The organism is Aureimonas sp. OT7 (genome assembly GCF_014844055.1).
Classification (GTDB): Bacteria; Pseudomonadota; Alphaproteobacteria; order Rhizobiales; family Rhizobiaceae; genus Aureimonas; species Aureimonas altamirensis_A.
This window is the reverse complement of record NZ_CP062167.1, coordinates 2,832,575-2,858,822: the sequence shown is the minus strand read 5'-3', so window position 1 is coordinate 2,858,822 and position 26,248 is coordinate 2,832,575. Positions and strand designations below refer to the sequence as shown.

Annotated in this window: 26 protein-coding genes and 1 riboswitch; of the genes, 6 read left to right on the top strand and 20 right to left on the bottom strand. The window is 65.2% G+C overall.

Annotated features, from left to right (window positions below; genetic code table 11):
* Positions 1-71: 71 nt before the first annotated feature.
* From rsmA to IGS74_RS13615, 6 genes are all read right to left on the bottom strand, one after another.
* Positions 72-902: a 16S rRNA (adenine(1518)-N(6)/adenine(1519)-N(6))-dimethyltransferase RsmA gene (gene rsmA / locus IGS74_RS13640; RefSeq protein WP_348641896.1), complete on the bottom strand. Its 831-nt coding sequence runs from the start codon at positions 900-902 to the stop codon at positions 72-74.
* Between the two features lie 11 nt (positions 903-913).
* Entirely contained in the window at positions 914-1,954 is a 1,041-nt protein-coding gene (gene pdxA / locus IGS74_RS13635; protein WP_192386847.1) for a 4-hydroxythreonine-4-phosphate dehydrogenase PdxA, read from the bottom strand.
* Positions 1,951-2,880, bottom strand: a complete 930-nt coding sequence (locus IGS74_RS13630; RefSeq protein WP_192386845.1) for a peptidylprolyl isomerase — start codon at positions 2,878-2,880, stop codon at positions 1,951-1,953. The genes pdxA and IGS74_RS13630 overlap by 4 nt, the downstream gene beginning before the upstream one ends.
* Before the next feature lie 122 nt (positions 2,881-3,002).
* Entirely contained in the window at positions 3,003-5,402 is a 2,400-nt protein-coding gene (locus tag IGS74_RS13625) for an LPS-assembly protein LptD (RefSeq protein ID WP_246722558.1), read from the bottom strand.
* 52 nt (positions 5,403-5,454) lie between these two features.
* Positions 5,455-6,537 carry an LPS export ABC transporter permease LptG gene (lptG, locus tag IGS74_RS13620; RefSeq protein WP_039193464.1) on the bottom strand — a complete coding sequence of 361 codons (1,083 nt, stop codon included), beginning with the start codon at positions 6,535-6,537 and terminating at the stop codon, positions 5,455-5,457.
* Entirely contained in the window at positions 6,534-7,724 is a 1,191-nt protein-coding gene (locus tag IGS74_RS13615) for an LptF/LptG family permease (protein ID WP_192386840.1), read from the bottom strand. The genes lptG and IGS74_RS13615 overlap by 4 nt, the downstream gene beginning before the upstream one ends.
* Positions 7,725-7,973: 249 nt before the next feature.
* On the opposite strand from IGS74_RS13615, the gene IGS74_RS13610 reads away from it, so the two are divergent.
* Complete coding sequence (locus IGS74_RS13610) at positions 7,974-9,470, top strand: leucyl aminopeptidase (protein ID WP_192386838.1); 1,497 nt, start codon at positions 7,974-7,976, stop codon at positions 9,468-9,470.
* A 10-nt stretch (positions 9,471-9,480) separates the two neighbouring features.
* Positions 9,481-9,933, top strand: a complete 453-nt coding sequence (locus IGS74_RS13605; protein ID WP_192386836.1) for a DNA polymerase III subunit chi — start codon at positions 9,481-9,483, stop codon at positions 9,931-9,933.
* Here IGS74_RS13605 and IGS74_RS13600 read toward each other — a convergent pair.
* Complete coding sequence (locus tag IGS74_RS13600; protein WP_192386834.1) at positions 9,920-10,408, bottom strand: hypothetical protein; 489 nt, start codon at positions 10,406-10,408, stop codon at positions 9,920-9,922. The genes IGS74_RS13605 and IGS74_RS13600 overlap by 14 nt on opposite strands.
* Positions 10,386-12,284: an ABC-F family ATP-binding cassette domain-containing protein gene (locus IGS74_RS13595; protein ID WP_192386832.1), complete on the bottom strand. Its 1,899-nt coding sequence runs from the start codon at positions 12,282-12,284 to the stop codon at positions 10,386-10,388. Before IGS74_RS13595 ends, IGS74_RS13600 begins: the two co-directional genes overlap by 23 nt.
* Positions 12,285-12,364: 80 nt before the next feature.
* On the opposite strand from IGS74_RS13595, the gene IGS74_RS13590 reads away from it, so the two are divergent.
* A complete protein-coding gene (locus IGS74_RS13590) occupies positions 12,365-13,054 on the top strand; it encodes a glutathione S-transferase family protein (protein WP_192386830.1) in 690 nt (229 codons plus the stop codon).
* A 101-nt stretch (positions 13,055-13,155) separates the two neighbouring features.
* Positions 13,156-13,578 carry a nucleoside-diphosphate kinase gene (gene ndk, locus IGS74_RS13585; RefSeq protein WP_039193500.1) on the top strand — a complete coding sequence of 141 codons (423 nt, stop codon included), beginning with the start codon at positions 13,156-13,158 and terminating at the stop codon, positions 13,576-13,578.
* A gap of 58 nt (positions 13,579-13,636) precedes the next feature.
* Here the strand turns inward: ndk and IGS74_RS13580 are convergent, their stop codons facing one another.
* The 7 genes from IGS74_RS13580 to uvrC form a co-directional block, all read right to left on the bottom strand.
* A complete protein-coding gene (locus tag IGS74_RS13580; RefSeq protein ID WP_192386828.1) occupies positions 13,637-14,401 on the bottom strand; it encodes an ABC transporter ATP-binding protein in 765 nt (254 codons plus the stop codon).
* Positions 14,398-15,396: an iron ABC transporter permease gene (locus tag IGS74_RS20300; RefSeq protein ID WP_246723152.1), complete on the bottom strand. Its 999-nt coding sequence runs from the start codon at positions 15,394-15,396 to the stop codon at positions 14,398-14,400. The genes IGS74_RS13580 and IGS74_RS20300 overlap by 4 nt, the downstream gene beginning before the upstream one ends.
* A 38-nt stretch (positions 15,397-15,434) precedes the next feature.
* The gene (locus tag IGS74_RS20295; protein WP_246722556.1) at positions 15,435-16,469 is read right to left on the bottom strand and encodes an ABC transporter substrate-binding protein; all 1,035 of its coding nucleotides are present in this window, start codon (positions 16,467-16,469) and stop codon (positions 15,435-15,437) included.
* A 32-nt stretch (positions 16,470-16,501) separates the two neighbouring features.
* Positions 16,502-16,697, bottom strand: a riboswitch (cobalamin riboswitch).
* Between the two features lie 40 nt (positions 16,698-16,737).
* Positions 16,738-17,193, bottom strand: a complete 456-nt coding sequence (locus IGS74_RS13570) for a molybdenum cofactor biosynthesis protein MoaE (protein WP_192386826.1) — start codon at positions 17,191-17,193, stop codon at positions 16,738-16,740.
* Position 17,194: 1 nt separating this feature from the next.
* The gene (moaD, locus tag IGS74_RS13565; RefSeq protein WP_192386824.1) at positions 17,195-17,446 is read right to left on the bottom strand and encodes a molybdopterin converting factor subunit 1; all 252 of its coding nucleotides are present in this window, start codon (positions 17,444-17,446) and stop codon (positions 17,195-17,197) included.
* 15 nt (positions 17,447-17,461) lie between these two features.
* Positions 17,462-18,043, bottom strand: coding sequence for a CDP-diacylglycerol--glycerol-3-phosphate 3-phosphatidyltransferase (pgsA, locus tag IGS74_RS13560; protein WP_039193508.1), 582 nt, complete (start codon positions 18,041-18,043; stop codon positions 17,462-17,464).
* A 72-nt stretch (positions 18,044-18,115) separates the two neighbouring features.
* Positions 18,116-20,137 (bottom strand): excinuclease ABC subunit UvrC, encoded by a 2,022-nt coding sequence (gene uvrC / locus IGS74_RS13555; RefSeq protein WP_192386822.1) that lies wholly within the window; start codon positions 20,135-20,137, stop codon positions 18,116-18,118.
* Positions 20,138-20,333: 196 nt separating this feature from the next.
* Between uvrC and IGS74_RS13550 the strand changes: the two genes are divergently transcribed.
* Both IGS74_RS13550 and IGS74_RS13545 read left to right on the top strand, forming a co-directional pair.
* Positions 20,334-20,984: an outer membrane protein gene (locus IGS74_RS13550; protein WP_192386820.1), complete on the top strand. Its 651-nt coding sequence runs from the start codon at positions 20,334-20,336 to the stop codon at positions 20,982-20,984.
* A 97-nt stretch (positions 20,985-21,081) separates the two neighbouring features.
* Complete coding sequence (locus IGS74_RS13545) at positions 21,082-21,369, top strand: outer membrane beta-barrel protein (RefSeq protein ID WP_281413066.1); 288 nt, start codon at positions 21,082-21,084, stop codon at positions 21,367-21,369.
* 20 nt (positions 21,370-21,389) lie between these two features.
* On the opposite strand, the gene aat is transcribed toward IGS74_RS13545, so the two are convergent.
* From aat to IGS74_RS13520, 5 genes are all read right to left on the bottom strand, one after another.
* Positions 21,390-22,022, bottom strand: coding sequence for a leucyl/phenylalanyl-tRNA--protein transferase (aat, locus tag IGS74_RS13540; RefSeq protein ID WP_192386816.1), 633 nt, complete (start codon positions 22,020-22,022; stop codon positions 21,390-21,392).
* A gap of 26 nt (positions 22,023-22,048) precedes the next feature.
* Positions 22,049-23,401 carry an acetyl-CoA carboxylase biotin carboxylase subunit gene (accC, locus tag IGS74_RS13535; RefSeq protein WP_192386814.1) on the bottom strand — a complete coding sequence of 451 codons (1,353 nt, stop codon included), beginning with the start codon at positions 23,399-23,401 and terminating at the stop codon, positions 22,049-22,051.
* 7 nt (positions 23,402-23,408) lie between these two features.
* Positions 23,409-23,897 (bottom strand): acetyl-CoA carboxylase biotin carboxyl carrier protein, encoded by a 489-nt coding sequence (gene accB, locus IGS74_RS13530; protein WP_192386812.1) that lies wholly within the window; start codon positions 23,895-23,897, stop codon positions 23,409-23,411.
* A gap of 80 nt (positions 23,898-23,977) precedes the next feature.
* A complete protein-coding gene (locus tag IGS74_RS13525; protein WP_246722555.1) occupies positions 23,978-24,736 on the bottom strand; it encodes a DsbA family protein in 759 nt (252 codons plus the stop codon).
* A gap of 47 nt (positions 24,737-24,783) precedes the next feature.
* Positions 24,784-26,154: a M48 family metalloprotease gene (locus tag IGS74_RS13520; protein ID WP_192386808.1), complete on the bottom strand. Its 1,371-nt coding sequence runs from the start codon at positions 26,152-26,154 to the stop codon at positions 24,784-24,786.
* Positions 26,155-26,248: the final 94 nt, after the last annotated feature.

The window sequence follows — 26,248 nt, the reverse complement described above, 5'->3', positions numbered from 1 at the left end:
GCTGTTCGACTTTACGGCGGCGTTGCTCGAAGAAGCCGACAAGCTGATGGACGGCTGACCGCCAGCCATCCTCAGGAGCCTGTCGAAAGACCTTCGGCCAGATTGGCAAGCGTGACGAATTCCGCCACGCTCAAGGTCTCTGCCCGACGCCGGGCATCGATGCCAGCCCGGTCGAGCAGTTTTTCTCCGCCCGCCGCCTTCAGGCTCTGGCGCAGCATCTTGCGCCGCTGTCCGAAGGCGAGGGCGGTGATCTTCTCCAGCTTCGGCGGATCGACGGGCAGGGGCTCGGCGCGCGGCGTGATCTGCACCACCGACGAGGTCACCTTCGGTGGCGGCGTGAAAGCCTGTGGCGATACGTCGAACAGGATTTCGGCCTGGGTGCGCCAGCCGCACAGGACGCCGAGGCGACCGTAGTGATCGTCGTTCTCCCGGGCTACGATGCGTTGGGCGACTTCGCGCTGGAACATCAGCGTCAGCGACGTCCATTGCGGCGGCCAGGCCTGCGTGGTCACCAGATCCAGCAAGATCTGGGTGCCGACATTGTAGGGCAGGTTCGCCACTACCTTGAAGGGGCCGCCTGCCAGCGCGGGCAGGTCCACCTGCAGCGCATCGCCCGGTACGACCGTAAGCCTGCCGGGATAAGCGTCGGCGATCGCCTGCAACGCCGGCAGGCAACGACGGTCCTTTTCCACCGCGATCACATGCGCCGCTCCCTCTGCCAGGAGAGCGCGGGTCAGGCCGCCGGGCCCGGGGCCGATCTCGACGATCGTGGCATCGGCCAAAGGCATCGCCTGCCGCGCTATGCGCGCTGTCAGGTTGAGATCGAGAAGGAAGTTCTGGCCGAGGGCCTTGCGAGGCTCCAGGCCGTGCGTGGCCAGAACCTCGCGCAGGGGCGGCAGCATGTCGATATGGCTCATGCGTCGTCGCCGCCCGCGCGGATAGCAGCCATGCGGCTTGCCAGCGTCAGCGCGGCGATGAAGCTGGCGGTCCGCGCCTGCCCGGTGCCCGCCAGCGCGGCCGCCGTTCCGTGGTCCGGAGACGTGCGGATGATCGGAAGGCCGAGCGTGACGTTGACGGACTCGTCGAACCCGAGTGTCTTGACCGGAATGAGGGCCTGGTCGTGATACATGCACAGCGCCACGTCATAGGCGCGGCGTGCCTCTGCATGGAACATCGTGTCGGCGGGGAGCGGCCCGTGAACCGTGATCCCATCCTTGCGCAAACGCTCGACGGCCGGTGCCACGATCTCGATGTCCTCGCGGCCCATCGTCCCTTGTTCGCCGGCATGGGGGTTCAAACCCGCAACGGCCAGCCGCGGCTGGGCAATGCCGAAATCGCGTTTCAGATGGCGCGCCACGATCCGTCCCGTGGAGACGACGAGCTCCGTCGTCAGGGCCTTCGGCACGTCGCTCAGCGGAATATGGATGGTGACCGGTACGCTCGACAATTCGGGCCCGGTCAACAGCATGACAGGCTGGACACTATGGCCGCTATGACGCTGGCACAGCGCGGCCAGAAACTCGGTATGCCCCGGGTGGTCGAACCCGGCGTCGTAAAGGGCTTTCTTCTCGATGGGCGCGGTCACCAGCGCCGCGGCGCGGCCCTCGAGCGCATAACGCGTTGCCCGCTCGATGGATTCGATCGTGCCGGCGGCGTTGGCCGGGTCGGTCGTGCCGGGCTCGTCCTCATGGCGGTTGTCGAGACGCAACACCGGCAGGGCCGAAGGAAACACATCGACGGCATCTTCCGGCCGGTCGATGGCGGCGATGGATACATCGATCCCCAGGCGGGCGGCGCGGCTTTCGAGCATGTCGACGTCGGCCACCGTGAAAAAGGGCGCCAGCTTGAACAGCGCCCTGTCACGATGGCATGTCAGGACGAGGTCGGGCCCGATGCCGGAAGGCTCTCCCACCGAGACCGCCAGGGGCAGCCCCGCCACGGATGGCGACGTCATCGACGGACGATCGTCGCCTGATCGCGCAACTTCTTGAGAAGGGCCGCATCGGGTTCGGCGGCGCTGAGCGATTCCAGATCCTTGGCCTGGTAGACGAGCTGTGCCGCATGGTCGTCGGAAATCCGGCGCGTGTTGCAGACGGCAATGAATTCGACGCCGCGCTCCGTGACCTGCGGGCGCGTGGTGCCGCCGGCCGAAAGCCGCGAGATTTCATCCTTCCAGCGCGGGGGTAGCTCCGGCTGCGCGACGCGGCCAAGATCGCGCACGGTGACGTCCCGAAGGCCGCGTGCAAGCTGGAAGGCGCTGTCACAGTTCTGGAAGCGCTGGCGCATCGCATTGGCCTCGGCGGTGCGCCGGTCCCGGGAGGCGCCCTGCGGCAGCACAAAGACGATCTGCTGCAGCGTGTATTCGGTCGTGGTCGGCTTTTCGCCGCCCTGCTGCAGCATGCGCTGCACGACATCCTGCTCGCTCAGGCGCTCCGTCTGCTGGACGTTCAGGCGGACGGCCTGGCCCCAGCCCATCTGGACGCGGATATATTCCTTGAAGGCGTCGCCCGAGAATCCGGCCTGCCCGAACAGCTGCCCGAGCTGCGCGATCGACAGATTGTTCTGACGCGCGAAGTTGGCATAGGCCTCGTCCACTGCGCTATCCGGAATGGAGATGCCGCGACGGCGTATCTCCTGCTTCTTCACGGCCTCGTCGATCAGCTCCTTGGTGGCCGCCTCGGCGCTGGCAGGAGCCCGCCGCAGCCGCAGGAAAGCCTGCCGAAGCTGGATCTGATAGGAGGTGATCGCCTGCCTGTTGACGACGACCTTGACTTCGGTCGCGGCGATCGCCGGCTTTGCGGAAAGCGGAAGCGGTCCGACGGCGCCGAGGGCGGCCAGAGCCGCTACGGCGGCGCCCGCGAGAAAACGCTTCTTGATCATCGATGTCTAAGGCTCCCGTTCATCCGGTTCGGCCGCTTTTCTAAGCGCATTATGGCCGATACGAAACAGCTTTGGCAAAAGAATGATCGTCAAGCCGCCCTGGAGAACACGCTCGCGTGCCCTCAGTCCTCGCCGAGACCATAATTGAAGTCGGTTTCGACCAGGGTCCGCAGGCTCAGCGTGACCATCAGCTTCGATTCGGAGGAGGTCAGCTGATAGCGATCGTCGGTGCTTTGATACTGCGCGATGAGGCTGAAGCATTCATCGGCATAGCCGACGCCGAAGCTGCGCGAAATGATGGACTCGTTCTCGATGTCGTAGCCGATGGAGCCGAACGCCCGGATCGAATCCGTTAGCCGGACGCCGGCGGCCGCGGTGACCTGCTGGCGGTCCACCGGCAGGCCGTAGACCGGCTGGGCTGCGATCTGCGAATAGATGATCGATGCATTCACCTTGCCGTAGCTGAAGCTGGACGACAGGTCGGTGCGCCGCAATTCGAGATCGCTTTCGTCGAAGCGGCCCTGCGCTCCGAGCGTAATGCCGAGCGGCACGGTCAGGGCAACACCCGCGACATAGTCCGAACGGTCGGTTTCCAGGCCCGAATCGTAGCCCACCAGCGCCAGATTGTCCTGGGCATAGGGGTTCTCGCCCGCCAGATGGAAGGATTGGCCGGCCACGGCATTGAGGAAATAGCCGGTGCCGAAGACGCCGGAATACTGGACGCCCACATTGGCGCGGGTTCCGCCTTCGATCCGGTCGTAGCCGGAAAACTTGTCGTGCGAGAACAGGTTCGCCGTATTGAAGACAAGCGTCTGCGCGTCTTCGTTGGGCAGCATGCCCGCCTTGGAGGCGTCCGGGCGGATGAGGAGCTGGGCGATCGGCTCGATCAGGTGCGAGGTGCGCTCCGTCTCGATGAGATACGGATAACGCGCCTCGATCGCAGCCGTCGCCATGCCGCGCACGCCCGTCTCGTCGATCGAGAAGGCGCCGAGATCGGAATAGAGCGTACCGTAGTCGAAGCCGTCCGAACGCATATCCGCCCGATAGACGTCGCCGCGCAGATTGGCCGACGGTGTCAGCACCAGCCCGGCATCGGTGATGAAATCGCGCTTCCAGTTGGCCTCCACCGTCCCGCGCGAGTAATCGCCTTCCAATGCGTTCCGCCTGAACGTATCCGTCCAGTAGGGGAAGCCCGTCGATCCGTCGCAGAACCCCTCGGTGTAGAAGCCCGGTCGGCAGACCAGCAGCGACGCGGGAAAGCTGTCGTCGCGGCGGATGTTGGTGATGTTGGCGTTGAGCTGGAGCTGCCCGCCGTAGATCGGGTTTTCCGCGACATACTCGTAGTCGAGCGAGGGCAGGACGTAGGGCTGCACCTCCTCGTTGAAGGTATTCTGCGTCTGCACATCGAACTTCTGGGCACGCAGGTCGAAGAAGCTCTGCGTGCCGAGGCCCGTCAGGTAGACTTCCGACGACCGGTAGACCTCGTTGAAATTGTCGATGCTGTAGGCTTCGGAGAAATTGGGATCGGTCTGCAGCAGGGCGTCCCAACCGAAGGTCCAGCGCTCGTTGATGGCGAACCGGCCCGTGGTGCCGATCATGCCCCGGTTTTCGGGCGGAACATCCTCGCGGAAGTTGATGCCGTCGGACCAGAAGTCGTCGAACTCTTCGGGCTTGTTCTGCGAGATGCCGGCTGCCTGCAGGGTGAAGTAGCCGTTCTCGAAGGCCTGGCGATACTCGACCTCGCCAAGGAACCCCTGCTTGGAATAATAGGTGCCGGCCACCGTTGCGTCGTAGCTGTCGGACAGCGCCAGGAAATAAGGGACGCGCACTCCGAAACCCGTCTTGTCGGACTGGACGAAGGAGGGCGCCAGAAAGCCGCTGCGCCTTTTGACCGTCGGATCGGGCGTCGCGAAGTACGGCAGGTAGGCGAGGGGCGCGCCGAACAGCTCGAAGCGCGCGCCGTAATAGCGGATGACCTGCTCCTGCTGGTCCCAGACGATGCGGCGCGCCTTTACCTGCCACAGAGGCGGCCTGTCCGGATTTTCGCGGCAGGCTTCGCAGGCAGTGTAGACGCCACGTTCGAACGTCGTGACCGAGCTGTTCTCGCGCACGGCCTCGGCCGCGGCAAGACGGGTATTGTCGGGTGTCTCGATGCGCAGGGCCTTGATGAACCCGTCGGCAAAATCGTCTGTTACGTCGAGCGCGTCGGCATAGATGCGGTTGCCGCCCGGTTCCACCAGCTCGACATCGCCTGCCGCAACCAATCGTTTCAAATTCTGGTCGTAGACGATCTGCCGCGCGACGAGCTTGTACTGCCCGTAGTCGATCTGGACGCCGCCGGAGGCGGTGACGGTCGCGGTGTCGCTGTCATAGGAAACGGTATCGGCTTCGAGGAAGAGCTGGTCGCCCTCGTTGACGTTCACGTTGACGCCGAGACCGCCCAGCGATTCCTGCGCATGCGCAAGGCCGCCATGCGCCGTCATGGCACACAGGGCAGCGCCCGCCAGTAGCACGCCTTTCACAAACGACTGTCCCCCAGTCCCAGTGCGGCGCGAGGACCCCCTCGCTGTCATACTAACCGTCCTCCTGATGGAGCAGAACCGTTATCCCGAACAGTCCTGCCGCCACGACCGGGAACCACGCCGCAGCAACGGGCGGTACCACGGAATTACTGCCCAGCGCCTGCGCCAGAAACGTCGCGACATAAAGCACGAAGCCTGCTGCCACGCCACCGATGATCGCAGGCCCGGATTGCCCCAGCCGCGAATAACGCACCGCTACCGTGGCTGCCACAAGGGTCATAGCCATGAATAGTGCAGGTTTTGCCAACAGTGTGTAAAGACGCATGGAAAAAGCGTCCGCATTGTATCCCAATTGCCGCGCAACATCGATTTTCGACGGCAATTCCCAGACGGAAATGGTGCTGGGATCGGCAAGCCGCTGCTCGATATATTCGGGCAGGAGTGTCGTCGGAAGCGTATAGGACGGTCGGCTTTCCGGCGGGAAACCGACGACGGTGACGACCGGACGGTCGATCATCCAGGCGCCGTCTCCGAGCGTCGCCCGGTCGGCATCGATGCGCTCGCGCACGATTCCGTTATCGTTGAGCACGAAGGCGGTCACGCCGCCCAGCTCGCGGCCACCATCCGTTACGGCCTTGGCTCCGATGATGGACGAAACGCCGCTGCCATGCTGGCGCAACCAGGGCGTACGGTCGGCATTCTCGTCGGCCCTGTCGCCCGCCACCATCGTCTCGATCTGGGCCGATCGGGTCTGCGCCATGCTGGCCAAGGGGTTGTAGAGGCCGGTGGCCGCGGCGCCCAGCAGGAACGAACCGGCCAGAAGCGGAAGCAGGATCTGCCAGATCGACACGCCGGCAGCGCGTGCGACGACGAGCTCCATCCGCCGGTTCAGGGTGACCAGGGTGAAGATCGAGCCGAACAGGATGACGAAGGGAAACGCCTGCTCGATGAAGGAAGGAACGCGGAAGGCGGAGATGGCCGCAAGGGTTCCGAAGCCGATATCGTCGAAGCGCCCGCGGCGGCTGAGTTCGATCAGGTCGACGAGGTAGGCGAGCGCGAACACGATGGCGAGCGTGCCGAACACGCTCTTCATGAACAGTCGCATGAAATACAGGTTGAGCGTCAGTCGCTTCATGCCGCGCGTCCCGTATGGCGCGCCCCGCCGAAGGAGCGTCGACGCAAGGCGGCGGCAAACCCCGATATCGCCTCCGAGACACTTCTGACGAAGCGGGATTCGACCACGTTGACGTTGCGCGTCAGAAGGATGGTGCTGGAGATCGCCGATACGAGCGGCAGGGCGAAGACCAGCGGCACCATCGCCGTGTTGGCCTCCACCAGCGACAGCGATACGAAGCCGAGCGCCTTCAGCACCAGCGCGCCGCCGAGGCCGATCACCATCGTCGGGCCCGTCCCCTGCCGGTTGGTGCGCGGTGGCCCGGCGACGGCCGCCGCCCACAGGGCGAAGGCGATGGGGTACAACCAGTCGCTCCAGCGCAGGGCCAGTTCCTCGATGAACCGGTTGGGATTGGCCTGATACAGCGGATCGCTCGGGTCGGGGTTCGTCAACTCGCCGGTGCTGCGCTCCGACATGCGGATCCAGTCGCGGGTGGAAACGGGCCGGAGATCCGCGAGGTCGAACGCGTAGGTCTGGAACTCGATCACCGAGATGGCATCGTCATTGACGGGTTTGCGATGCAACTGTCCGTTCTTCAGCACCAGGAAGGATTCGCCGTCGAGATCGACGATGGACGCCTCCTGGGCGAAATAGTTGACGTCGGTCGCCGGGTCGCGGCTGTCGGCAAGGAACAGGCCCTGGATGACCGGGCCGCGCATGTCCGCCACGCTGATGACGACGCCGTCCTGCACACGCTCGAAGCGGCCCGGCGTCAGGAAAAGCGAAATCGCGTTGGCGTTGATCGAGCGTACGCCGTTCTGGAAGGCCTTGGACGATGCCGGCCCGAGAACGTTGGAATTGAACAGCACCAGGGCGGCGGCAAGCAGCCCGAGAAGGATGATCGGCTTTGCGACCAGGAATTGCGATGCGCCGGCCGCGGAAATAACGGATCGCTCGGAATCGGTGTTCAGGCCGTTCAGGGCCTGGATCGAGCCGATCAGGACGGCAAAGGGCAGGACGCCGGCCGTCAGGTCCGGCAGGAGCATCAGCGCGATCCATAATATGTCGCCGACGGCCCCCAGCGTGCTGCGCACGAGGTCCACCCGCTGAAGCACCTGCACGACCCACACGACCAGGACCAGCGCCGCCAGCGAAGCCGTGCTGAAGACGGCGGCACGTCGGAGAATGTAGCGTTCCAGAAGCTTCATGGATGCCGTCAGATACCCGTGTCCGCCCGCACCGCGCGAGGCTGGCCGCAGCCCGCCTTGCGCGTGTTGCTGACCATAGATTGTGCGAGCTTGGCTAAAGAAGGGCGAACGAACATCGTGAAGAATTGATGTTCGTGCGTTTCTCTTGCAATGGCGCGCACCATTTCCAAGATAGGCCGCATAGCAGTCGGACGAACAAACATCGATTCCCCGGAACGAGAATTCCCCCAAAAAAATCGGGAGCATCCCATGGCCCTCACGCCAACCATCGCCTTTTCCACGACCCGGCCGCCGGAAGACGGCGTTCGCGTCGTCCTGGCCGACGACGTTTCCGCGCTTCCGGGCCTTGTCGGCGAGGCTTTGGCCGAGCAGGTCCGGCGCGCCGCCGAGGCGGCCAAGTTCAAGGCCAAGCTTCTGTCGAGCGTCGAGGTTCTTGCGCCGTCGGGCAGCGGCCTCGACAAGCTCGTCGTGGTCGGCATCAAGGCCGAAAAGGGCCGTTCGGAAGAGGATTGGCTGAAGATCGGCGGAACGATCCTTGCCCGCACCAAGGGTGCTTCGGGTGTATCCGTGGTGGCGACGGGGGCCAGCCCGGCCGAGGTGGCGGGCATGGCCGAGGGCGCAGTGCTGCGCGCCTATGATTTCGATCTCTACAAGAGCAAGAAGCCGAAGGACGATGCCGAGAGCGAGGTCCCCAGGCAGGACGCGCCCGGCACGATCACCTTTCATGTCGGCGACGAGGACGCATCCAGGGCCGCCTATGAACGGCGCGAGCCGGTAGGCGAGGGGGTCATCCTGGCGCGCAACCTTGTCAACGAGCCAGCCAACATCCTGACCACCGTGGAATATGCGCGCCGCATAGAAGCGCTGCGTGACTTCGGCCTCGAGGTCGAGATTCTCGAAGAGGAGCAGTTTGCGGAACTCAAGATGTTCGCCCTTCTGGGTGTCGCGCAGGGGTCTCCCTCGCCGGCACGCCTTGCCGTGATCCGATGGAACGGCGGAGACGAGGGCGAGACCCCGGTTGCCTTCGTGGGCAAGGGTGTCGTCTTCGATACCGGCGGCATCTCGATCAAGCCGGCGGCCGGCATGGAGGATATGAAGGGCGACATGGGCGGCTCGGCCGCCGTGGTGGGGCTGATGCGCGCGCTGGCGGGCCGCAAGGCGAAGGTCAACGCGGTAGGCGTCGTCGGTCTGGTCGAGAATGCCATCGACGGCAAGGCCCAGCGGCCAGGCGACATCGTGCGCGCCATGTCGGGCACGACGATCGAAGTGCTGAACACCGACGCGGAAGGGCGGCTCGTTCTCGCCGACGCACTCTGGTACACGCAGGATCGGTTCAAGCCCCGCTTCATGGTGAATCTAGCAACGTTGACCGGCGCCATCATCGTGGCCCTCGGCAATCATTATGCCGGCCTTTTCTCCAACGACGACGCCCTGTCGGCCCAACTGTCCAGCGCCGGCGAGGTCACCGGGGAAAAGGTCTGGCGCATGCCGCTGGGCAAGGAATACGACAAGATGATCGAGGGCAAGTTCGCCGATATCCGCAATATCGGCGGCGGCCGCGCGGCCGGCTCCATCACGGCGGCGCAGTTTCTCCAGCGTTTCGTCAACGACGTGCCGTGGGCGCATCTGGATGTGGCAGGCACGGCGATGGGCTCGCCGTCGAACGAGTACAGCCAGTCCTGGGCATCGGGCTTCGGCGTGCGCCTTCTGGACCGGCTCGTTTCCGACAATTACGAGCAGGCATAGGCGCGCTGCCATGGCCGAGGTTCTTTTCTACCATATGACGGAAAGCCGCCTTGAGGAGGCTTTGCCCGACCTGCTTGAAAAGTGCCTCGCCCGTGGCTGGCGCGTCGTGGTGCAGACCGCCACCGAAGAACGGCGCGACGCGCTGGACCAGCATCTCTGGGTCTATCGGGACGACAGCTTCCTGCCCCACGGCTCCGATGCGGAGGGGGCGGCCGGCTTGCAGCCGATCCTTCTGACCTGCGATGCAGAGCAGCGGGCGAACGATCCGCATGTGCGCTTCCTGGTGGAGGGCGCCGTGCCCACCAGCCTGGAACCCTATGTTCGCGGCGTCTATCTTTTCGACGGTTACGACCCGGACCAGCTTGCCACCGCGCGGGAGCGATGGAAGGTCGAGAAGGCCGCCGACCATGTCGTGACCTATTGGCAGCAGACGCCGGAGCGGCGCTGGGTCAAGAAAGCCTGATGCGGGCCCTTGGCTCCATTATCGGGTCGTGTCCCGTGGAGAGCTGCTTGACCCTGGCGCCGAAGACGGATCCGATATTTATGAGAACGGGCTGATCCAGCCTGATGTCGGCCGCGGCGTCCGGCAGGCTGAGCAATGATCCCATCCATATCTTCTCGCAGGGCCGTGTCAGGGCGCTTGCGACGACGGCGGGCATGTCGGGGGGAGCGCCGCTGGCAATCAGCCTTTCGGCGAGGTCTCCTGCCGTCCGGACGGCCATATAGAAGATTGTCGTCGTGGCCGCGTCGGCGAGGCACGAGCAATCCAGCTCGGGCAGCGCGCCCTTTTGCGAATGGCCGGTGACGAAACGCACCGCCTGTGCGTGATCGCGATCGAGGCGGTCGGGCCCGTCACCTGCCGAAGGGCGCGTCCACGCTGCATGAGGAGGCGCTCCCGCTTCGGCGGCAGACGCGTCAATCGGCCATGGCCGCGTCATGCTCTTCCGACAGGGCCAGCCATTCGCCCTCGGCCTTGGTCAGCGTCCTTTCCGCCAGCGCCTTCTGCTTCGCCAGTTCGGTGGCCTTGGCCGGCTCCTTCGCGTAGAGAGCCGGGTCGGCAAGCTGCGCATCGAGATCGCCGATCGTCTTCTGCAGGCGCGTCATCTGGATTTCCAGCGCGGAGATCTGCTTGCGAAGCGGCTTCAGCGCCTCGCGCCGCTCGGCGGCGTTCTTGCGCTGTTCGGCCCTCGACACCGGCGGCGCTGCCGGGCCGTCCTCTTCCGACGCGGTCTGGCCGCTGCCGCTGCGCCTGCCGGACAGGATCAGCTTCTTGTAGTCGTCCAGATCGCCATCATAGCGCGAGACCGTACCGTCGCCGACGATCCAGAGACGGTCCACCGTGGCCTCCACCATGTGGCGGTCGTGGCTGATCAGGATGACCGCTCCCGGATATTCGTTGAGCGCGCGGACAAGGCTTTCGCGCGCCTCGATGTCCAGATGGTTGGTCGGCTCGTCGAGGATCAGGAGGTTCGGGGCGTCCAGCGTGGCGAGCCCCATCAGAAGGCGGGCCTTTTCGCCGCCCGACAGCTTGTCGGCCACCGTATCCATCTTTTCCGTGGCAAGGCCCATGCGGGCCACCTTGGCGCGCACCTTCGCCTCCGGCGCGTCGGGCATGGCGCGCCGGACATGCTGGACGGCGGTCTCCTCGGGCCGCAGGTCGTCGATCTGATGCTGGGCGAAGAAGGCGACTTTCAGCCCCGGGGCCCGGGTGATCGTGCCATGCTGCGCCTGGAGCCGGTCCGCGAGCAGCTTGGCGAAGGTGGACTTGCCGTTGCCGTTGGCGCCCAGAAGAGCGATCCGGTCATCATGGTCGATCCGCAGGTCCAACCGCTTGAGGATGGATTTGCCGGCCTGATAGCCGACGGCAACGTCCTCCATGCGGATGATGGGGGACGCCAGCGTCTTCTGCGGCGCATGGAAGGAAAAGGGCACGACATGCTCTTCCACGATGGCGGCAAGCGGCTGCATGCGTTCCAGCGCCTTCAGGCGGCTTTGCGCCTGGCGGGCCTTGCTGGCCTTGGCGCGGAAGCGCTCGACGAACGCTTCCATATGCTTGCGCTCGGCCTGCTGCTTGGTGATCTGCTTTTGCAGGAGCTCCAGCTTCTCGGCGCGCTGCCGCTCGAACTGGTCGTAGGAGCCGCGGTAGAAGTTCAGCTTGCGCTGGTCGAGATGGATGATGGCGTTGACGGCGTTGTTCAGCACATCGCGGTCGTGGCTGATGATGAGCACGGTGTAGGGGTAGCGGGAAACGAAGTTTTCCAGCCAGAGCGTACCTTCGAGGTCGAGATAGTTGGTCGGCTCGTCCAGAAGCAGCAGGTCGGGACGCGAAAACAGCACGGCGGCGAGCGCCACGCGCATGCGCCATCCGCCCGAAAACGACGATACGGGCCGCGCCTGCGCGACGCTGTCGAACCCGAGGCCGTCGAGGATGGCGGCGGCGCGCGCCTCGGCCGAATGGCTCTCGATATCGGCAAGGCGGGTGTGAATTTCGGCGATGCGGTGCGGATCGGTCGCGGTTTCGGCTTCGGCCAGAAGGGAAACCCGCTCCTCGTCGGCGGCCAGCACGATGTCGATCAGGGAATCTTCCGTGCCCGGCGCCTCCTGCGCCACCTGGCCGATGCGCGTGTTGCGCGGCACGCTGATGGAGCCGGTTTCGGCGGCGAGATCGCCGGTCACGATCCGGAACAGGGTGGACTTGCCCGCGCCATTGCGGCCGACGAGGCCGGCTTTGGTGCCTGCCGGAATCGTCAGGCTGGCGTGGTCGATGAGCAGGCGACCGGCAACGCGGGCGGAAAGGTCTGTGATCTGAAGCATGGGCCGCTTTTGCCACGCTAAACTTCGGACGGCAATCTATGTTAAGCCGCTTCGACATTATGGAGCAGGTTGGGGGCGGCATGAGCATCTTGTTGTACGAACTGGTGGGCCAGGACGAGACCCGGCCATTTTCACCCCACTGCTGGAAGATCCGGCTGGCCCTGCGGCACAAGGGGCTGGATTTCGAGACGGTTCCCGTGCCCTTCACCAGTGTCCGGCATGTCGAAAACGGGTTCGACCGGACGGTGCCCGTGCTGCGCGACGGCAAGGACGTCGTGCAGGATTCCTTCGCCATAGCCGAATATCTGGAAGCCAATTACCCGGACGGCCGGCCCCTGTTCGGCAGCGAAATCGGGCGTGGGCTGGCACGGCTGGTGGAAAGCTGGTCGCAGCGTACGCTGCACCCCTTCGTCACCTCCGTGGCGCTGATGGACATCTATTCGCTGCTCGACGATGCCGACAAGGAGCACTTCCGTCGTACGCGGGAAGCCTTCTTCGGCATGAAGCTGGAAGAGGTCGTGCACCGGGATCCAGCCCATGTCGCGGCGTTCTCGCAAGCCCTGAACCCGCTGCGCGCCACGTTGAAGGTCCAGCCCTTCCTGAGCGGGCGGGAACCGGGCTTTGCCGATCATATCGTCTTCGGGGCGTTTCAGTGGCTGCGCGTCGTATCGCCGTTCCGCCCGCTGAAGCCGGATGACCGCGTGATGGAGTGGTTCGAGAGGTGTCTGGACCTCTATGACGGCGAGGGGCGGCGCGTCGCGGCAGCCTGACTGCCGGTCTTCGGGATCGCCGGGCCAGCCCTTGCCGATGGCCGGCCCGCACTGTATGGAGCGGCATCTTTTCCCTCATATTCCATCGGAAGGAAAGCCATATGGCTATCGAACGCACGTTCTCCATGATCAAGCCGGACGCGACGCGGCGCAATCTGACGGGCGCCATCACGCAGAAGCTGGAAGAAGCCGGCCTGCGCGTCGTCGCCTCCAAGCGCGTCTGGATGAGCAAGCGCGAGGCCGAAGGCTTCTACGCAGTCCACAAGGCGCGGCCCTTCTTCGGCGAACTGGTCGAGACGATGACCTCCGGCCCCACGATCGTGCAGGTTCTGGAGGGCGAGAACGCCATCCTGAAAAACCGTGAAGTCATGGGCGCAACCAATCCGGCCGACGCCGCAGAGGGCACGATCCGCAAGTCTTTCGCCGTCTCCATCGGTGAAAACTCGGTTCATGGCTCCGACGCGCCCGAGACGGCCAGCCAGGAGATCGCCTACTGGTTCGCCGAGACCGAAATCGTCGGCTGAAGGCTTCGTCCTTCCGGCATGATGTACGCCCGTCCGGCCTTGCCGGGCGGGCGTTCTGCTATCTGCGATCCAGCGGAATGAAGCGGTAGACGCGGTGCCCGTCGCTCGGGTCGGTCAGGGTACGGCTGCCGACCCGGAAGATCGATGCAAGGCGCGCTTCGGTCAAAACGTCGGCCGGCCTGCCCAATGCGGCGAGCCGCCCTTTTTCCATGATCGCCAGCCGGTCGCATCCCAGTGCCTGGTTAAGATCGTGCAAGGCCACGACCACCGTGACCGGCAGCGCGCAGACGAGCCGCAGCACTTCCATCTGATGGTGAATGTCGAGATGGTTGGTCGGCTCGTCCAGGAGCAGCAGGCGCGGGCGCTGCGCCAGGGCGCGCGCAATGTGCACGCGTTGGCGCTCGCCGCCCGACAGCGTGCTCCAGAAACGGGTGTCGAACCCGTCGAGGCCCGCGGCGCTTATGGATTGCGCGATAATCTCAAGGTCGGCCGCGCTCGGCGCCGCAAAGGGCGCAAGCCAGGGTGTGCGGCCCAGTTCCACGCAATCGCGGACCGTCAGCGCTTCCTCCGTATCGGAGGATTGGGCCACGAAGGCAAGGTTTCGCGCCAGATCCCGCCGCGTGAAGCCTGACGCCGGCCTGCCGTCCAGAACAACGCCATTCGAAGGCAGCAGGCCAGCCAAAAGGCGCAGAAGCGTCGACTTGCCGGACCCATTCGGCCCGACGACGCCAAGCGTCTCGCCGGGCGCGATGTCGAGGCTGACGCCGGAGACGATCGGCTTGCCACCGACGGCCCAGTGGAGATCCCTGGCTTCTACCCTCATGGGCGCATGCGCCTGCGCACGAGGATCAGCGCAAAGCCCGGTGCCCCGACAAGGGCGGTCACGACGCCGATCGGAACGACCTGGCCGGGGATCAGCATGCGCGACACGATATCGGCGGCGATCAGGAAAACCGCTCCCAGCAGCGCCGAAGCGGGGATGAGCCGGCGGTGCCGCACACCGGCGATGAAGCGTGCGGCATGAGGGACGACCAGTCCGACGAAGCCGATCGAGCCGACCAGGCTGACCATGATGGCGGTTGTCAGCGTGACGACGCCGATGAGGGCGATTCGAATGCGCCGGACATCGATACCGAGCGAGGATGCCGCTTCCGAGCCGAAGGAAAAGGCATCGAGACCGCGCGCGCACCACAGGCAGACCACCAGCGCCAGCGCCGCAGCCGGTGCTGCAAGCGAAACGTCGGGCCAGCGCACGCCGGACAGGTTGCCCAGCAGCCAGAACATGATACCGCGCGCCTGTTCCGCATTGGCCGAGCGGGCGATGAAGAAAGAGGTGAGAGCGTTGAACAATTGCGAGCCGGCAATGCCCGCAAGAACCATCTGCGCCGGCCCGCCGCCCGCCGCACGGGCAAGGGCGGCGACCATAAGGAACGCCAGCGCCGCCCCCGCGAAAGCCCCGGCCGAAAGGCCGATGGCGCCAGCCCCGACTCCCATGATCGTCACCGCGACGGCGCCGGTGGAAGCGCCCGCCGAAACACCCAGAAGATAGGGGTCTGCCAAGGCGTTGCGCACCAAAGATTGCAGGACCACGCCGGCCAGCGCCAACCCGGCACCGCATGCCGCGGCAACCAGCGTGCGTGGCATGCGGTAGTTCCAGACTATACCGGAATCGATGGCGTCCACCGCATGGGCGGCGCCGAAAAGCTTGTTGGCGAGGACGGAGCCGACAAGCGACGGCGGCAAGGGCGTTTCACCGATGATTATACCGGCAAGGATCGCCGCCGTCAGGATCGCGACGCCCGCGCCCGCCCAGGCAATGGGCGTCGCGGGCCGCGCCCTTGCGATACCGGCTGCCGTCACCGTGCGTCGAGCTTGGACAAGGCGTCGGCAAGGGTTTCCAGTGCCGCGATGTTGCGGATGGAAGGGTCCATCGCATGCGCGTCCAGCACGACGATACGATCGTTGCGGACCGCGTCCATCTGGCTGGCAACCGGGTCGGTGCGCAGGAACTCCAGCTTCTTCTCGTAGTCGTCGGCCTCGAAGCGGCGCCGGTCCATGCTGGCCACCACGATGATGGATGGGTCGGCGCGGGCGATGGTTTCCCAGCTTACGAGGGGCCACTCCTCGTCGCTTTCGATGATATTGCGCAGCCCAAGCGCATCCATCATCGTTGCGGGAGGCCCCTTGCTTCCGGCAACGAACGGATCCCCCGAAAGCTCGGGAGAGGAGAACCAGAACATGGCGCTGACATCGTCCATCCCCAGCGCCTGTGCCGTCTCGATGGCCGTGCTTTCCCGGTTGCGCAGGTCGGCCACCAGGGCCCGGCCGCGCTCGGGTACGGCAAGAATGTCGGCGAGCTCCGTAATGCCCTGGTAGAGAGTGTCCATGGAATACATGGCGGTCCGCGTTCCATCGGAGCCCGCGGTGTTGTCCTTGCCGACGCAGTCGGACGGCAGGATATAGGTGGGAATGCCAAGATCGGAGAATTGCTCGCGAGTCGCTACGATGCCCTGAGGGCCGACATGCCATTCATATTGCGCGGCAACCAGCCCCGGACGTTTGGCGACGACGCTTTCGAAGCTCGGATCGTTGTCGGCAAGGCGCTCGATTCCGGCGTTTGCCTCCTCGAATTGCGGAAGGACGTCGGTGAACCAGACTGCCGTGCCGGCAACCTTCTCCTGCAAGTCGAGCGAATAAAGAATCTCGGTGACGGCCTGGCCGACGGCGACGACGCTGTCCGGCACGGCCTCGAACCGGATATCGACACCGCAGTTTTGCAGCGTCAGCGGATAGGTCGTTTGCGCCGTAGCCTGGGCAGAGAAGCCCAGGCACGCCGCCAATGCGAGCGAGGAGATGAAAGTCCGGGCGCGGGCCCGATTGAAATTCGCCATGTCGACACCTTCCTGGGCAACCCCGCCCAGTTCGCGTTGCTGTTCGTGCCGGCAGGTCTCCTGACTGGCGGGTCGAAGCTTGCGCGGCCTTCCCGGGGGATCCCCAGTGACGAAATCGCGCGGCGCTCACCGCCTACAGTTGCGGGGGCAGTTCCGTTTGGCCGGCCTTGAGGCCAGCTACGGATTCCCTTTCAATTCCTTGCGGAAACCGGCACCGATGTCGCTACCAGACGGCGCGGGCCTTCACAACCGCAATGCTGGCTGCGGCTCAAAGCCTGTGCCATCGGTCCGTTGCGGCGGCGTCGGTATCGCGGGCCTCTACCCATGCGCCTACGCTGCCATCCACGAGATGCTCGCGTTTCCAGAACGGCGCCTCGGTCTTCATGAAATCCATGATGCAGGACGCGGCCTCGAAGGCGGCTTGCCGATGCTGCGAAGCGCAGGCAACGAAGACGATCTCCTCGCCGGGCAGAATCATGCCGAAGCGATGGATGATGGCCCAGCCGGCCAGCGGCCAGCGTGCGGCGACGGATTCGGCGATCTTGCCGATCTGCCCTTCTGCCATGCCCGGGTAGTGCTCTATCTCGAGCGCGGCGAGGCGCCCGGCTTCGTCGCGGCAGTATCCGGTAAAGCTGACCAGCGCGCCGAACGAGCCGTCGGAGGGCAGCGTGGACGCCGCTTGCGCGAAATCGATGCGCTCGGCCTGGACGCGGACGAGTGCCATGTCATCCCCCCGTCATCGGCGGGAAGAACGCGACTTCCCGAACGCGGGCCAGCGGCGCATCGTGCCGTGCATGCTCATGATCTAGCGCGACACGCACGAGCTGGGGCGTCTTCAGGGCCTGCGCATAATTTTCGCCGCGGCCTTCCAGCCAGCGTATCAGGTCGGCCACGGTGCCGATGTCGGCCGGCAGGGAAACATCCTCGCCGGCAAGGCCGATGCGCTCCCGGATGGATGCGAAATAGGCGAGTTTCATGGCGCGACCTCCCGGTCAGACGTCGATATGGCGCAGGCCCGCTCGGAAATAATCATAGCCGGTATAAAGGGTGATCAGCGCCGCGATCCAGAGGAAGAATATGCCGAGTTCCGTGACATAGGGGAAAATCTGGTCTCCGGCCGGGCCCGCCAGCAGGAAGGCGATGGCCACCATCTGCGCCGCCGTCTTCCACTTGGCCAGCCGCGTCACCGGAACGCTCACCTTCAGCTCGGCCAGGTATTCGCGCAGGCCGGATACGAGGATTTCCCGGCACAGGATCACGATGGCGGCCCAGATGCTCCAGCCGGCAATGGTGCCGTCGGCCGCCAGAACCAGAAGCGCGGCCGCCACGAGAAGCTTGTCGGCGATGGGGTCCAGCATGCGGCCGATGGTCGAGGTCTGTTGCCATGCGCGCGCCAGATAGCCGTCGAGCCAGTCGGTGAGGCTGGCCGTGGCGAACAGGAAGACAGCCCACCAGCGCGCCGTGTCGGACCCGTGCAGCCGCCCCTCCACGAAGAAGCACAGGACGACCAGCGGCACCGCGATGATGCGCGCATACGTCAGGATGTTCGGCAGGTTGAGTGCCTTGGATGCCATGGTTACCGTCCGCAGTTCGTTGGCCCTTTGAACCGCTCGTGGGGCCATACGTCAAGGCATGGAAGTCGATCTTCAGCCGCCGTTGAAATGATCGTAGACCAGCCGCGCCATGGCCTCTGAAATGCCGTCCACCTTGCGCAGGTCGCTCAGGGCCGCGCGGGAGACGGCCTTGGCCGTTCCGAAATGCTGCAGCAGGGCGCGTTTGCGCGCCGGCCCGATCCCGGCGATCTCGTCGAGCGGGTTGCGCGTCAATTCCTTGGAGCGGCGCGCGCGGTGGGTGCCTATGGCGAAGCGGTGCGCTTCGTCCCGCAGGCGCTGAACGAAATACAGGACTGGATCGCGCGGGGGCAGGGTGAAGCTTTCCCGACCCGGTATGACGAAGCGTTCACGCCCGGCGTCACGGTCCACGCCCTTGGCGACGCCGATGGTGGTGACCTTGTCGGCGATGCCGAGCCCCTCCAGGATTTCGCGGACCGCCGCAACCTGGCCCTTGCCGCCATCGATGAGGACAAGGTCCGGCCAGGCGGGCATGTCCGCCTCCGCGGCGCTTTCGGGGTCTTCGGGCGGGGCGACCGGGCCCGCTTCGCCGTGATCCTTGATGAGCCTTGCGAAACGCCGCGACATCACCTCGCGCATCATGCCGAAATCGTCTCCCGGCGTAATCTCGGTCGAGCGGATGTTGAACTTGCGATACTGGTTCTTGGCAAAGCCGTCCGGCCCTGCCACGACCATCGCGCCGACAGCCTGGTTGCCCATGATGTGGGAATTGTCGAACACTTCGATGCGGCGCGGCGTGTAGGCGAGCTTGAACGTCTCGCGCAGGCCTTCCAGAAGGCGCCCCTGCGTCGACGTCTCGGCAAGGCGACGGCCCAGCGCTTCCCGGGCGTTGGCGGCGGCATGGTCGACGAGGTCGCGTTTGGAGCCGCGCGCCGGTACTCTTATGCGCACGCGCCGGCCGGCGCGCGCCGACAGGGCGTCGGCCAGCAGATCCTGCTCTTCCACCTCGATGGGCAGCATCACCTGCGCCGCCGGAGGCTTGTCGTCGTAAAACTGCGCCACGAACGCGGACAGCACCTCCGCCGGTTCGATACTCGGATCGGCCTTCGGGAAATAGGCGCGGTTTCCCCAGTTCTGTCCCGTGCGGAAGAAGAAGACCTGGATACAGGTCAGGCCGCCTTCCTGGTGCATGGCGAACACGTCGGCCTCGTCGACGCCTTGCGGGTTGATCCCCTGGTGGCTCTGGATGTGGGACAGGGCCGACAGGCGGTCGCGGTAGATGGCCGCGCGCTCGAAATCCAGGTCGGCGGACGCATCCTGCATCGCCGAGGCAAGGGATTGGCGAACCTGGGTCGAACGCCCGGATAGAAAGTCCTTCGTCTCGTCGACGAGGCGCGCGTAGTCGCTAAGCGAGATTTCCCCCGTGCAGGGGCCTGAGCAACGCTTGATCTGGAACAGCAGGCACGGGCGGGTGCGCGTCTGGTAGACGCTGTCGGTGCATGTCCGCAAAAGAAAGGCGCGCTGCAGCGCGTTGACCGTGCGCCCAACCGCCCCCGCCGACGCGAAGGGCCCGAAATACTGGCCCTTGCGCGCGCGCGCTCCCCGGTGCTTCAGGATGGCGGGTGCCTCGTGATCGGCCGGTACGAGTATGTACGGAAAGGATTTGTCGTCGCGCAGAAGCACGTTGAAGCGCGGGCGCAACCTCTTGATGAGGTTCGCCTCCAGCAGCAGCGCCTCCGTCTCCGTCCGGGTCGTGACGAATTCCATATGGGTCGTTGCCCGGATCATGCGGGCTATGCGGTTGGTATGCCCGCCGAGACGCGTGTAATTGGCCACCCGCTTGCGCAGCGAGCGCGCCTTGCCGACATAGAGGACCTCGTGCGCATGGTCGAACATGCGGTACACGCCGGGCGAGTTGGGCAGCCGCCGCGCGAAGGCGGCGATCAGTTCGGCGCCGCGAAGGCCATGATCGACCGCCGATCCACCATCGTCCCATTGGATGGCCGGACGCGCCCTGACCTCCGAATCCGCGAGCTCCTCGGCGATCTCATCTTCGCTTTCGGTATCGTCTTCAAGGAGTTCGTCGTCAGGCTTCATGTCGCATCTTATATCGGGCGCGTCTGGAACCCTTCATATAAGCCGCCTGCGGCGCGATTGCAGCCGACAGCGGCGGCATTCGTGACCAAGCGCGGATTTTGCCCATGTGTCTCCCGTCTGCAATTGCGCCGGATGACCGAGTTCTTAAATATTCCTTTCGTCGAGCTTGCGTGAAGCTTGCGTGGAGTGCCTGGCGATGAACCGCCTGCCTGTCTTGTTCTGCATGATCGCACTGGCCGGCCTGAGCCGACCGGTGCTGGCGGCCGATGTCGGCGACCCTGCCGCCGTGCTGGTCGATGACGGGCCGCAGGTCTATACCTGGGCGGGCCCCTATGCCGGTGGTTTCGTGGGCTACAGCCGCGCCGATTTCGACAATCCGGCAGGCGGCACGTTCCGCGCGGACGGCTTCATCGGCGGCGTCTATGCCGGCTACAATCTGCAGAGTGAACGGCTGGTCTATGGCCTGGAAGCCGATGTCGGCGCCAGCGATGTCGACGGCAGCGGGCTTGCCTATTCGACCGGCGTTCCCATCGACGAAAGCTCCACGGCTTTCGGCTCGCTGCGCGCCCGTGTCGGCATCGCCTACGATCCGATCCTGATGTTCGCGACGGCCGGGCTTGCGGTCGCCAACAACGAACTGACCCTCGACGGCTCCAGCGACAGCGCAACGCATCTCGGCTGGACGGTCGGCGCGGGCGTCGAGGCTGCCCTGCGCGACAATGTCACATCGCGGATCGAGTATCGCTACACGGACTTCCAGAGCCGCGATTACGACATCGGCAACGTCACGATCTCGTCCGGCTATGACGAGCATTCGATCCGTGCGGGCCTTGCCCTGAAGTTCTGACCTCTCCAGTTCCGACCCATTCAACGGGACATAACGTCTTCGTGCGTAAGGGCGTCGCCTGCATCGAAGGCGGCAATGACCTCCAGCGCCCGGCTCGCTGCGCGCCCGTGTCGGCATCGCCTGCGATCCGATCCTGATGTTCGCGACGGCCGGGCTTGCGGTCGCCAACAACGAACTGACCCTCGACGGCTCCAGCGACAGCGCAACGCATCTCGGCTGGACGGTCGGCGCGGGCGTCGAGGCTGCCTTGCGCGACAATGTCACATCGCGGATCGAGTATCGCTACACGGACTTCCAGAGCCGCGATTACGACATCGGCAACGTCACGATCTCGTCCGGCTATGACGAGCATTCGATCCGTGCGGGCCTTGCCCTGAAGTTCTGACCTCTCCAGTTCCGACCCATTCAACGGGACATAACGTCTTCGTGCGTAAGGGCGTCGCCTGCATCGAAGGCGGCATCGACCTCCAGCGCCGCGGCGAGGAGGGCGTGGTATCGCCGCCGCGAAACCTCGATTGCGCCGAGGCTGGCCAGATGCGCCGTCAAGAACTGCGTATCCAGCAGCACGAAGCCGTCCTTGCGAAGCCGGGCGCACAGATAGGCAAGCGCGATCTTGGATGCGTCACTGCGGCGGGAGAACATGCTTTCGCCGAAGAATGCGCCGCCCAGGCTGACGCCGTAGAGGCCGCCGACAAGGTCGTCGCCCTCCCAGGCTTCGACGCTGTGGGCGTGCCCCATGCGGAACAGTTGAAGGTAGAGATCGCGGATCGTCCGGTTGATCCATGTTTCGGTGCGGCCGGGCTGCGGTTCCGCGCAACGGTCCACCACGGCCGGGAAGGCCGTGTCGAAGCGGATATCGAAGGGTTGACTGCGGATGGTGCGGGCCAGCCGGCGCGCGATGTGCAGGCCATCGAGGGGAATGATGCCCCGCTCGGACGGGTCGATCCAGTGAATCGACCGGTCCGTCGCGGATTCGGCCATGGGAAATATGCCGCTGGCATAGGCCCGAAGGAGAAGCTCAGGCGTGATCGAAACCATGTCGCTTGGGCTCCGGGATAGGCCGATCAGCCCGCTTTCGCGCCACCCGACAAATAGTGTTCCAGCCAGTGGATATCGTAGTTTCCGGCCTGGATGTCGGGGTTGTCCACGAGCCGCTGGAACAGCGGCAGCGTCGTCTTCACCCCATCCACGATGATCTCGTCCAGGGCGCGGCGCAGACGCATCAGGCATTCCTGCCGGTTGCGGCCATGCACGATCAACTTGCCGATGAGACTGTCGTAGAAGGGCGGGATCGTATAGCCCTGATAAACGCCCGAATCGATCCGCGTGCCGATGCCGCCGGGTGCGTGGTAGTAGGTGATCTGGCCGGGCGAGGGAGCGAAAGTGACCGGGTCTTCCGCGTTGATGCGGCACTCGATCGCGTGGCCGGAAAACGTCACCTGATCCTGAGTGAGGGACAATCCCTGGCCGGCGGCGACGCGCAGTTGTTCGTGGACGAGGTCCAGCCCGGTGATCGCCTCGGTCACCGGATGCTCCACCTGGAGGCGGGTGTTCATCTCGATGAAATAAAACTCGTTATTCTCGTACAGGAACTCGATCGTGCCGGCGCCCCGGTACTTCATCTTGCGCATGGCGTTGGCGCAGATTTCGCCGATCTCCTTGCGCTGCGAATCGGTGAGGGCCGGCGATTGCGCCTCTTCCCACACTTTCTGGTGCCGGCGCTGGAGCGAACAATCGCGCTCGCCAAGGTGAATCGCATTGCCTTCGCCGTCGCCGAAGACCTGTATTTCGATGTGCCGCGGCTTGCCGAGGTACTTTTCGATGTAGACGGCGTCGTCGCCGAAGGCCGCGCCGGCTTCCGCCCGGGCCGTCGCAAGCGCCATGGACAAGTCTTCCGGCGTGCGGGCCACCTTCATGCCACGGCCACCGCCGCCGGCCGAAGCCTTGATCAGGACTGGGAAGCCGATATCGGCCGCAATACGCATGGCTTCGCCATCGTCGGTAACCGCGCCGGGAGAGCCGGGCACGACCGGGATACCCAGGGCTTGCGCCGTCTTCTTGGCCTCGATCTTGTCGCCCATGGTGCGGATGTCGCTGGCGCGCGGACCGATGAAGGTGATGTTATGCGCTTCCAGAATATCGGCGAAACGTGCGTTCTCCGACAGAAAGCCATAGCCGGGATGCACGGCATCGGCCCCCGAGATTTCGCAGGCAGCCAGGATCTGGGGGATGTTGAGGTAGCTGTCGCGTGCCGGCGGCGGGCCGATGCAGACGCTTTCGTCGGCAAGACGCACGTGCATCGCGCCGTTGTCCGCGGTGGAATGGACGGCCACGGTGGGTATCCCGAGTTCCTTGCAGGCGCGCAGCACCCGCAAGGCGATCTCACCGCGATTGGCGATTAGAACCTTGTTGAACATGGACACCTCAGGCCACGACGACGAGGGCTTCGCCATACTCGACCGGCTGGCCGTTCTCGACGCAGATGCGCTTGACCACGCCGGCACGGGGTGACGGAATCTGGTTCATCGTCTTCATCGCCTCGATGATCAGCAGCGTATCGCCTTCCTTGACCTGCTGTCCGACCTCGATGAAGGCCTTGGCCCCAGGCGCGGAAGCCATATACACCGTGCCGACCATGGGCGAGGGCACCGTGCCGACCTCCGGCCCGGAAGCCGCTGGCGCCGGCGCCGCCGCGGGCGCGGCGCCCTGGGGTGCCGGGGCCATCTGCTGCGGCGCATACTGTTGCGGCACGGCGGCCATGTAACCGCCTGCCGCGACATATTCCTTCTGGCGCGAAACGCGGATGCGAAGCTCGCCCTGCTCGACCTCGATCTCGGTCAGGTCGGTATCGTTGAGGATATCGGCCAGTTCACGGATGAGGGAGCGGTCCACGGCGTTGTCTTCTTTCGACATTTCTTATCCTTGAGAAGCCCATGCAATTGTGATGTGCGCCGTATAAAGCGTTTCAGGGCGTTATGGGAAGAGCGATTGCGTCAGGAGCAGGTCGCGCTGCCGCAGGCGCGTACATTGGCGATCTTGTCGGCCAGCGCATCGGCGCCCACGGCGCCGGGCACCATTTCGTCACCGATGACGTAGGAGGGCGTGCCGCTGATCTGGAGCGAGACGGCCATTCGGGCTGCCGCATCGAGCTCCGCCTCGATGGCGGGCGTGGCCATCGCCGCCCTTATATCGGCCTCGCCTGCACCGAGGCCCACCGCCACCTCGATGGCACGCGCCTCGTCGGCGGTGCTGCGGGACATCAGGAGCTGCGACTGGAACTCACCGTACTTGTCGGGATGCAGGTTGCGGAAAGCCAGGCTGACGCGGCTTGCAGCCACGGATTCGGGCCCCAGGACGGGTATCTCGTGCAGCACCACGCGCAATTCAGGGTCGGACTCCACCAGGGCCTGCATGTCGGCATGAGCCCTTTTGCAATAGCCGCAATTGTAGTCGAAGAACTCGACAAGCGTGACGTCGCCCTGCGGATTGCCGAGCGTCGCGCCTTCGGGCGTGGCGAACAGCGCGTCGCCCACCTCGGCGATGGCCTGCTTCCGGGTTTCGCGGGACTGCGCATTCCGCTTCTGCTCGAGTGCGCCCATCACCTCGACCAGGACTTCCGGGTTGGCCATCAGGTATTCGCGCACCGTCTCGCCGATCTCCTGCTTCTGCGCCGCATCGAAGCCTTGCGCCAGGGCGGACGGCGGAAGGGCAAGGCCGAGCGCGGTAACGGCCAGGAGGTGATGGAGCTTCAAAGCGTTCGTCCTTGTCAGGCGTCGCGGCGGCCAGGCCGCCGGCGCGGTCAACGTGTCTGGATGATATCCTGCGCCTGCTGCCATTGCGGCGTGCCGGGACGGAACTTTTGTTGCGCGCGTGCCGCGAAGACCTTGGATTCGCGGAAATTACCCGCCTGCCAATAGCCTTCGGCCGTCGCCAGCTCCGCCGCTCCGACATCTCCGGTCTGGCCATAGGCCATGGCGAGGAAGCGATAGGCGTTGTAATTGTTCGGCTCCAGGTCGAGGCCCCGGCGGATCTCGGTGATCGCCTGCTTCATCTGGGACGGGTCTCCCGAGGTCACGAGCGCCTGTCCGATGGATGCCTGCAAAAGGCCGGATCGGCCCGGCGCCAGTTCGACCGCCCGGCGGAACTGCGCTGCCGCTTCCTTGCCGCGCCCGGCTTCCATCAGGATTTCGCCCTTCACCTCATAAAACCATGGATTGCGCGGACTCTGCTGGATCAACCGGTCGATCTTGGCAAGCGCACCCGACGGCACGCCCGACAACTGGGTCGCGATGGCGTCGCCGTATAGCGCCGGCTGGCTGTGCAGGTCGCGGCCGAACGTCTGCCGCACCAGCGTCGCGCCGCCGTTGTAGGCTGCGATCTTGGCGCGGGCCAGATCGTGCCGCAACTGCAGCTCGGGCGGGTCCTTGCGGTCGAAGTAAGGGCTTTCGCGCGCGGCCGTCTGAAGAAATCCGATCCGGTCCTGCGGCGCCGGATGGGAGCTGAGATAGCGGTCGGTGCCGCGCCCCGACAGCATGTTGTTGCGCAGGAGCCCGTCGAAGCTGTCGAGAAGGCCCTTCGGCGACTGTCCCGTCTTGCGCAGATAGGTGAGGGCCGATCGGTCGGCGGTGATCTCCTCCGTCCGCTGGTACGACATCAGGCCGCGCCGTGCGAGGCCCCCGCCGCCCATCATGATGCCGCTGCCGGCCCCGGCCGCGGCGGACGAGCCGCCGGCTGCCCCGGCCACGGCGACGCCCGCACCCAGGAGCCCGGCCACGACGGCGATCACCTGGGCCCGCGCCAACTGGTCCCGCAGGCGCTCCTGGTGGCCGCCGGCCAGATGGCCGATCTCGTGCGCGATGACGCCGATGGTCTCGTTGGGGGTTTCGGAATTCAGGATCGTACCGGTATTGATGAAGATGCGCCGCCCTGCCACGAAGGCGTTGAAGGACAGGTCGTTGACGAGAACGATCTCCACCCGGTTCGATTGCAGGCCGGCCGCCGCCAGGAGCGGTTCGGCATAATCGCGGATCAACCCTTCGATCTGGGCATCGCGCACGACGGGCAGGCGACTGCGCTGCTGTGCCTCCGCGACCGGCGGCAAGGCAACCGTCGCCAAGGCGGCCGCAAACGCGACGATGGTGCGGGTAAAGCGGCCCAGGCCCGGTTTCATGATAAATCCTGCCTCCCGGAGACGATTCGCATTTGCGGTCAGGTTCGCCCCTGATCCTCGTAAATGCAAAGTGTCGGCCATGCCAATCCGGCGA

Excerpts from the sequence above, each read along its gene's own strand:
- rsmA (WP_348641896.1), bottom strand. The coding sequence starts at position 902 with ATGCTGCCGCCCCTGCGCGAGGTTCTGGCCACGCACGGCCTGGAGCCT.
- pdxA (WP_192386847.1), bottom strand. The coding sequence starts at position 1,954 with ATGACGTCGCCATCCGTGGCGGGGCTGCCCCTGGCGGTCTCGGTGGGA.
- IGS74_RS13630 (WP_192386845.1), bottom strand. The coding sequence starts at position 2,880 with ATGATCAAGAAGCGTTTTCTCGCGGGCGCCGCCGTAGCGGCTCTGGCC.
- lptG (WP_039193464.1), bottom strand. The coding sequence starts at position 6,537 with ATGAAGCGACTGACGCTCAACCTGTATTTCATGCGACTGTTCATGAAG.
- IGS74_RS13615 (WP_192386840.1), bottom strand. The coding sequence starts at position 7,724 with ATGAAGCTTCTGGAACGCTACATTCTCCGACGTGCCGCCGTCTTCAGC.
- IGS74_RS13610 (WP_192386838.1), top strand. The coding sequence starts at position 7,974 with ATGGCCCTCACGCCAACCATCGCCTTTTCCACGACCCGGCCGCCGGAA.
- IGS74_RS13605 (WP_192386836.1), top strand. The coding sequence starts at position 9,481 with ATGGCCGAGGTTCTTTTCTACCATATGACGGAAAGCCGCCTTGAGGAG.
- IGS74_RS13600 (WP_192386834.1), bottom strand. The coding sequence starts at position 10,408 with ATGACGCGGCCATGGCCGATTGACGCGTCTGCCGCCGAAGCGGGAGCG.
- IGS74_RS13595 (WP_192386832.1), bottom strand. The coding sequence starts at position 12,284 with ATGCTTCAGATCACAGACCTTTCCGCCCGCGTTGCCGGTCGCCTGCTC.
- IGS74_RS13590 (WP_192386830.1), top strand. The coding sequence starts at position 12,365 with ATGAGCATCTTGTTGTACGAACTGGTGGGCCAGGACGAGACCCGGCCA.
- ndk (WP_039193500.1), top strand. The coding sequence starts at position 13,156 with ATGGCTATCGAACGCACGTTCTCCATGATCAAGCCGGACGCGACGCGG.
- IGS74_RS13580 (WP_192386828.1), bottom strand. The coding sequence starts at position 14,401 with ATGAGGGTAGAAGCCAGGGATCTCCACTGGGCCGTCGGTGGCAAGCCG.
- IGS74_RS20295 (WP_246722556.1), bottom strand. The coding sequence starts at position 16,469 with ATGGCGAATTTCAATCGGGCCCGCGCCCGGACTTTCATCTCCTCGCTC.
- IGS74_RS13570 (WP_192386826.1), bottom strand. The coding sequence starts at position 17,193 with ATGGCACTCGTCCGCGTCCAGGCCGAGCGCATCGATTTCGCGCAAGCG.
- moaD (WP_192386824.1), bottom strand. The coding sequence starts at position 17,446 with ATGAAACTCGCCTATTTCGCATCCATCCGGGAGCGCATCGGCCTTGCC.
- pgsA (WP_039193508.1), bottom strand. The coding sequence starts at position 18,043 with ATGGCATCCAAGGCACTCAACCTGCCGAACATCCTGACGTATGCGCGC.
- uvrC (WP_192386822.1), bottom strand. The coding sequence starts at position 20,137 with ATGAAGCCTGACGACGAACTCCTTGAAGACGATACCGAAAGCGAAGAT.
- IGS74_RS13550 (WP_192386820.1), top strand. The coding sequence starts at position 20,334 with ATGAACCGCCTGCCTGTCTTGTTCTGCATGATCGCACTGGCCGGCCTG.
- aat (WP_192386816.1), bottom strand. The coding sequence starts at position 22,022 with ATGGTTTCGATCACGCCTGAGCTTCTCCTTCGGGCCTATGCCAGCGGC.
- accC (WP_192386814.1), bottom strand. The coding sequence starts at position 23,401 with ATGTTCAACAAGGTTCTAATCGCCAATCGCGGTGAGATCGCCTTGCGG.
- accB (WP_192386812.1), bottom strand. The coding sequence starts at position 23,897 with ATGTCGAAAGAAGACAACGCCGTGGACCGCTCCCTCATCCGTGAACTG.
- IGS74_RS13520 (WP_192386808.1), bottom strand. The coding sequence starts at position 26,154 with ATGAAACCGGGCCTGGGCCGCTTTACCCGCACCATCGTCGCGTTTGCG.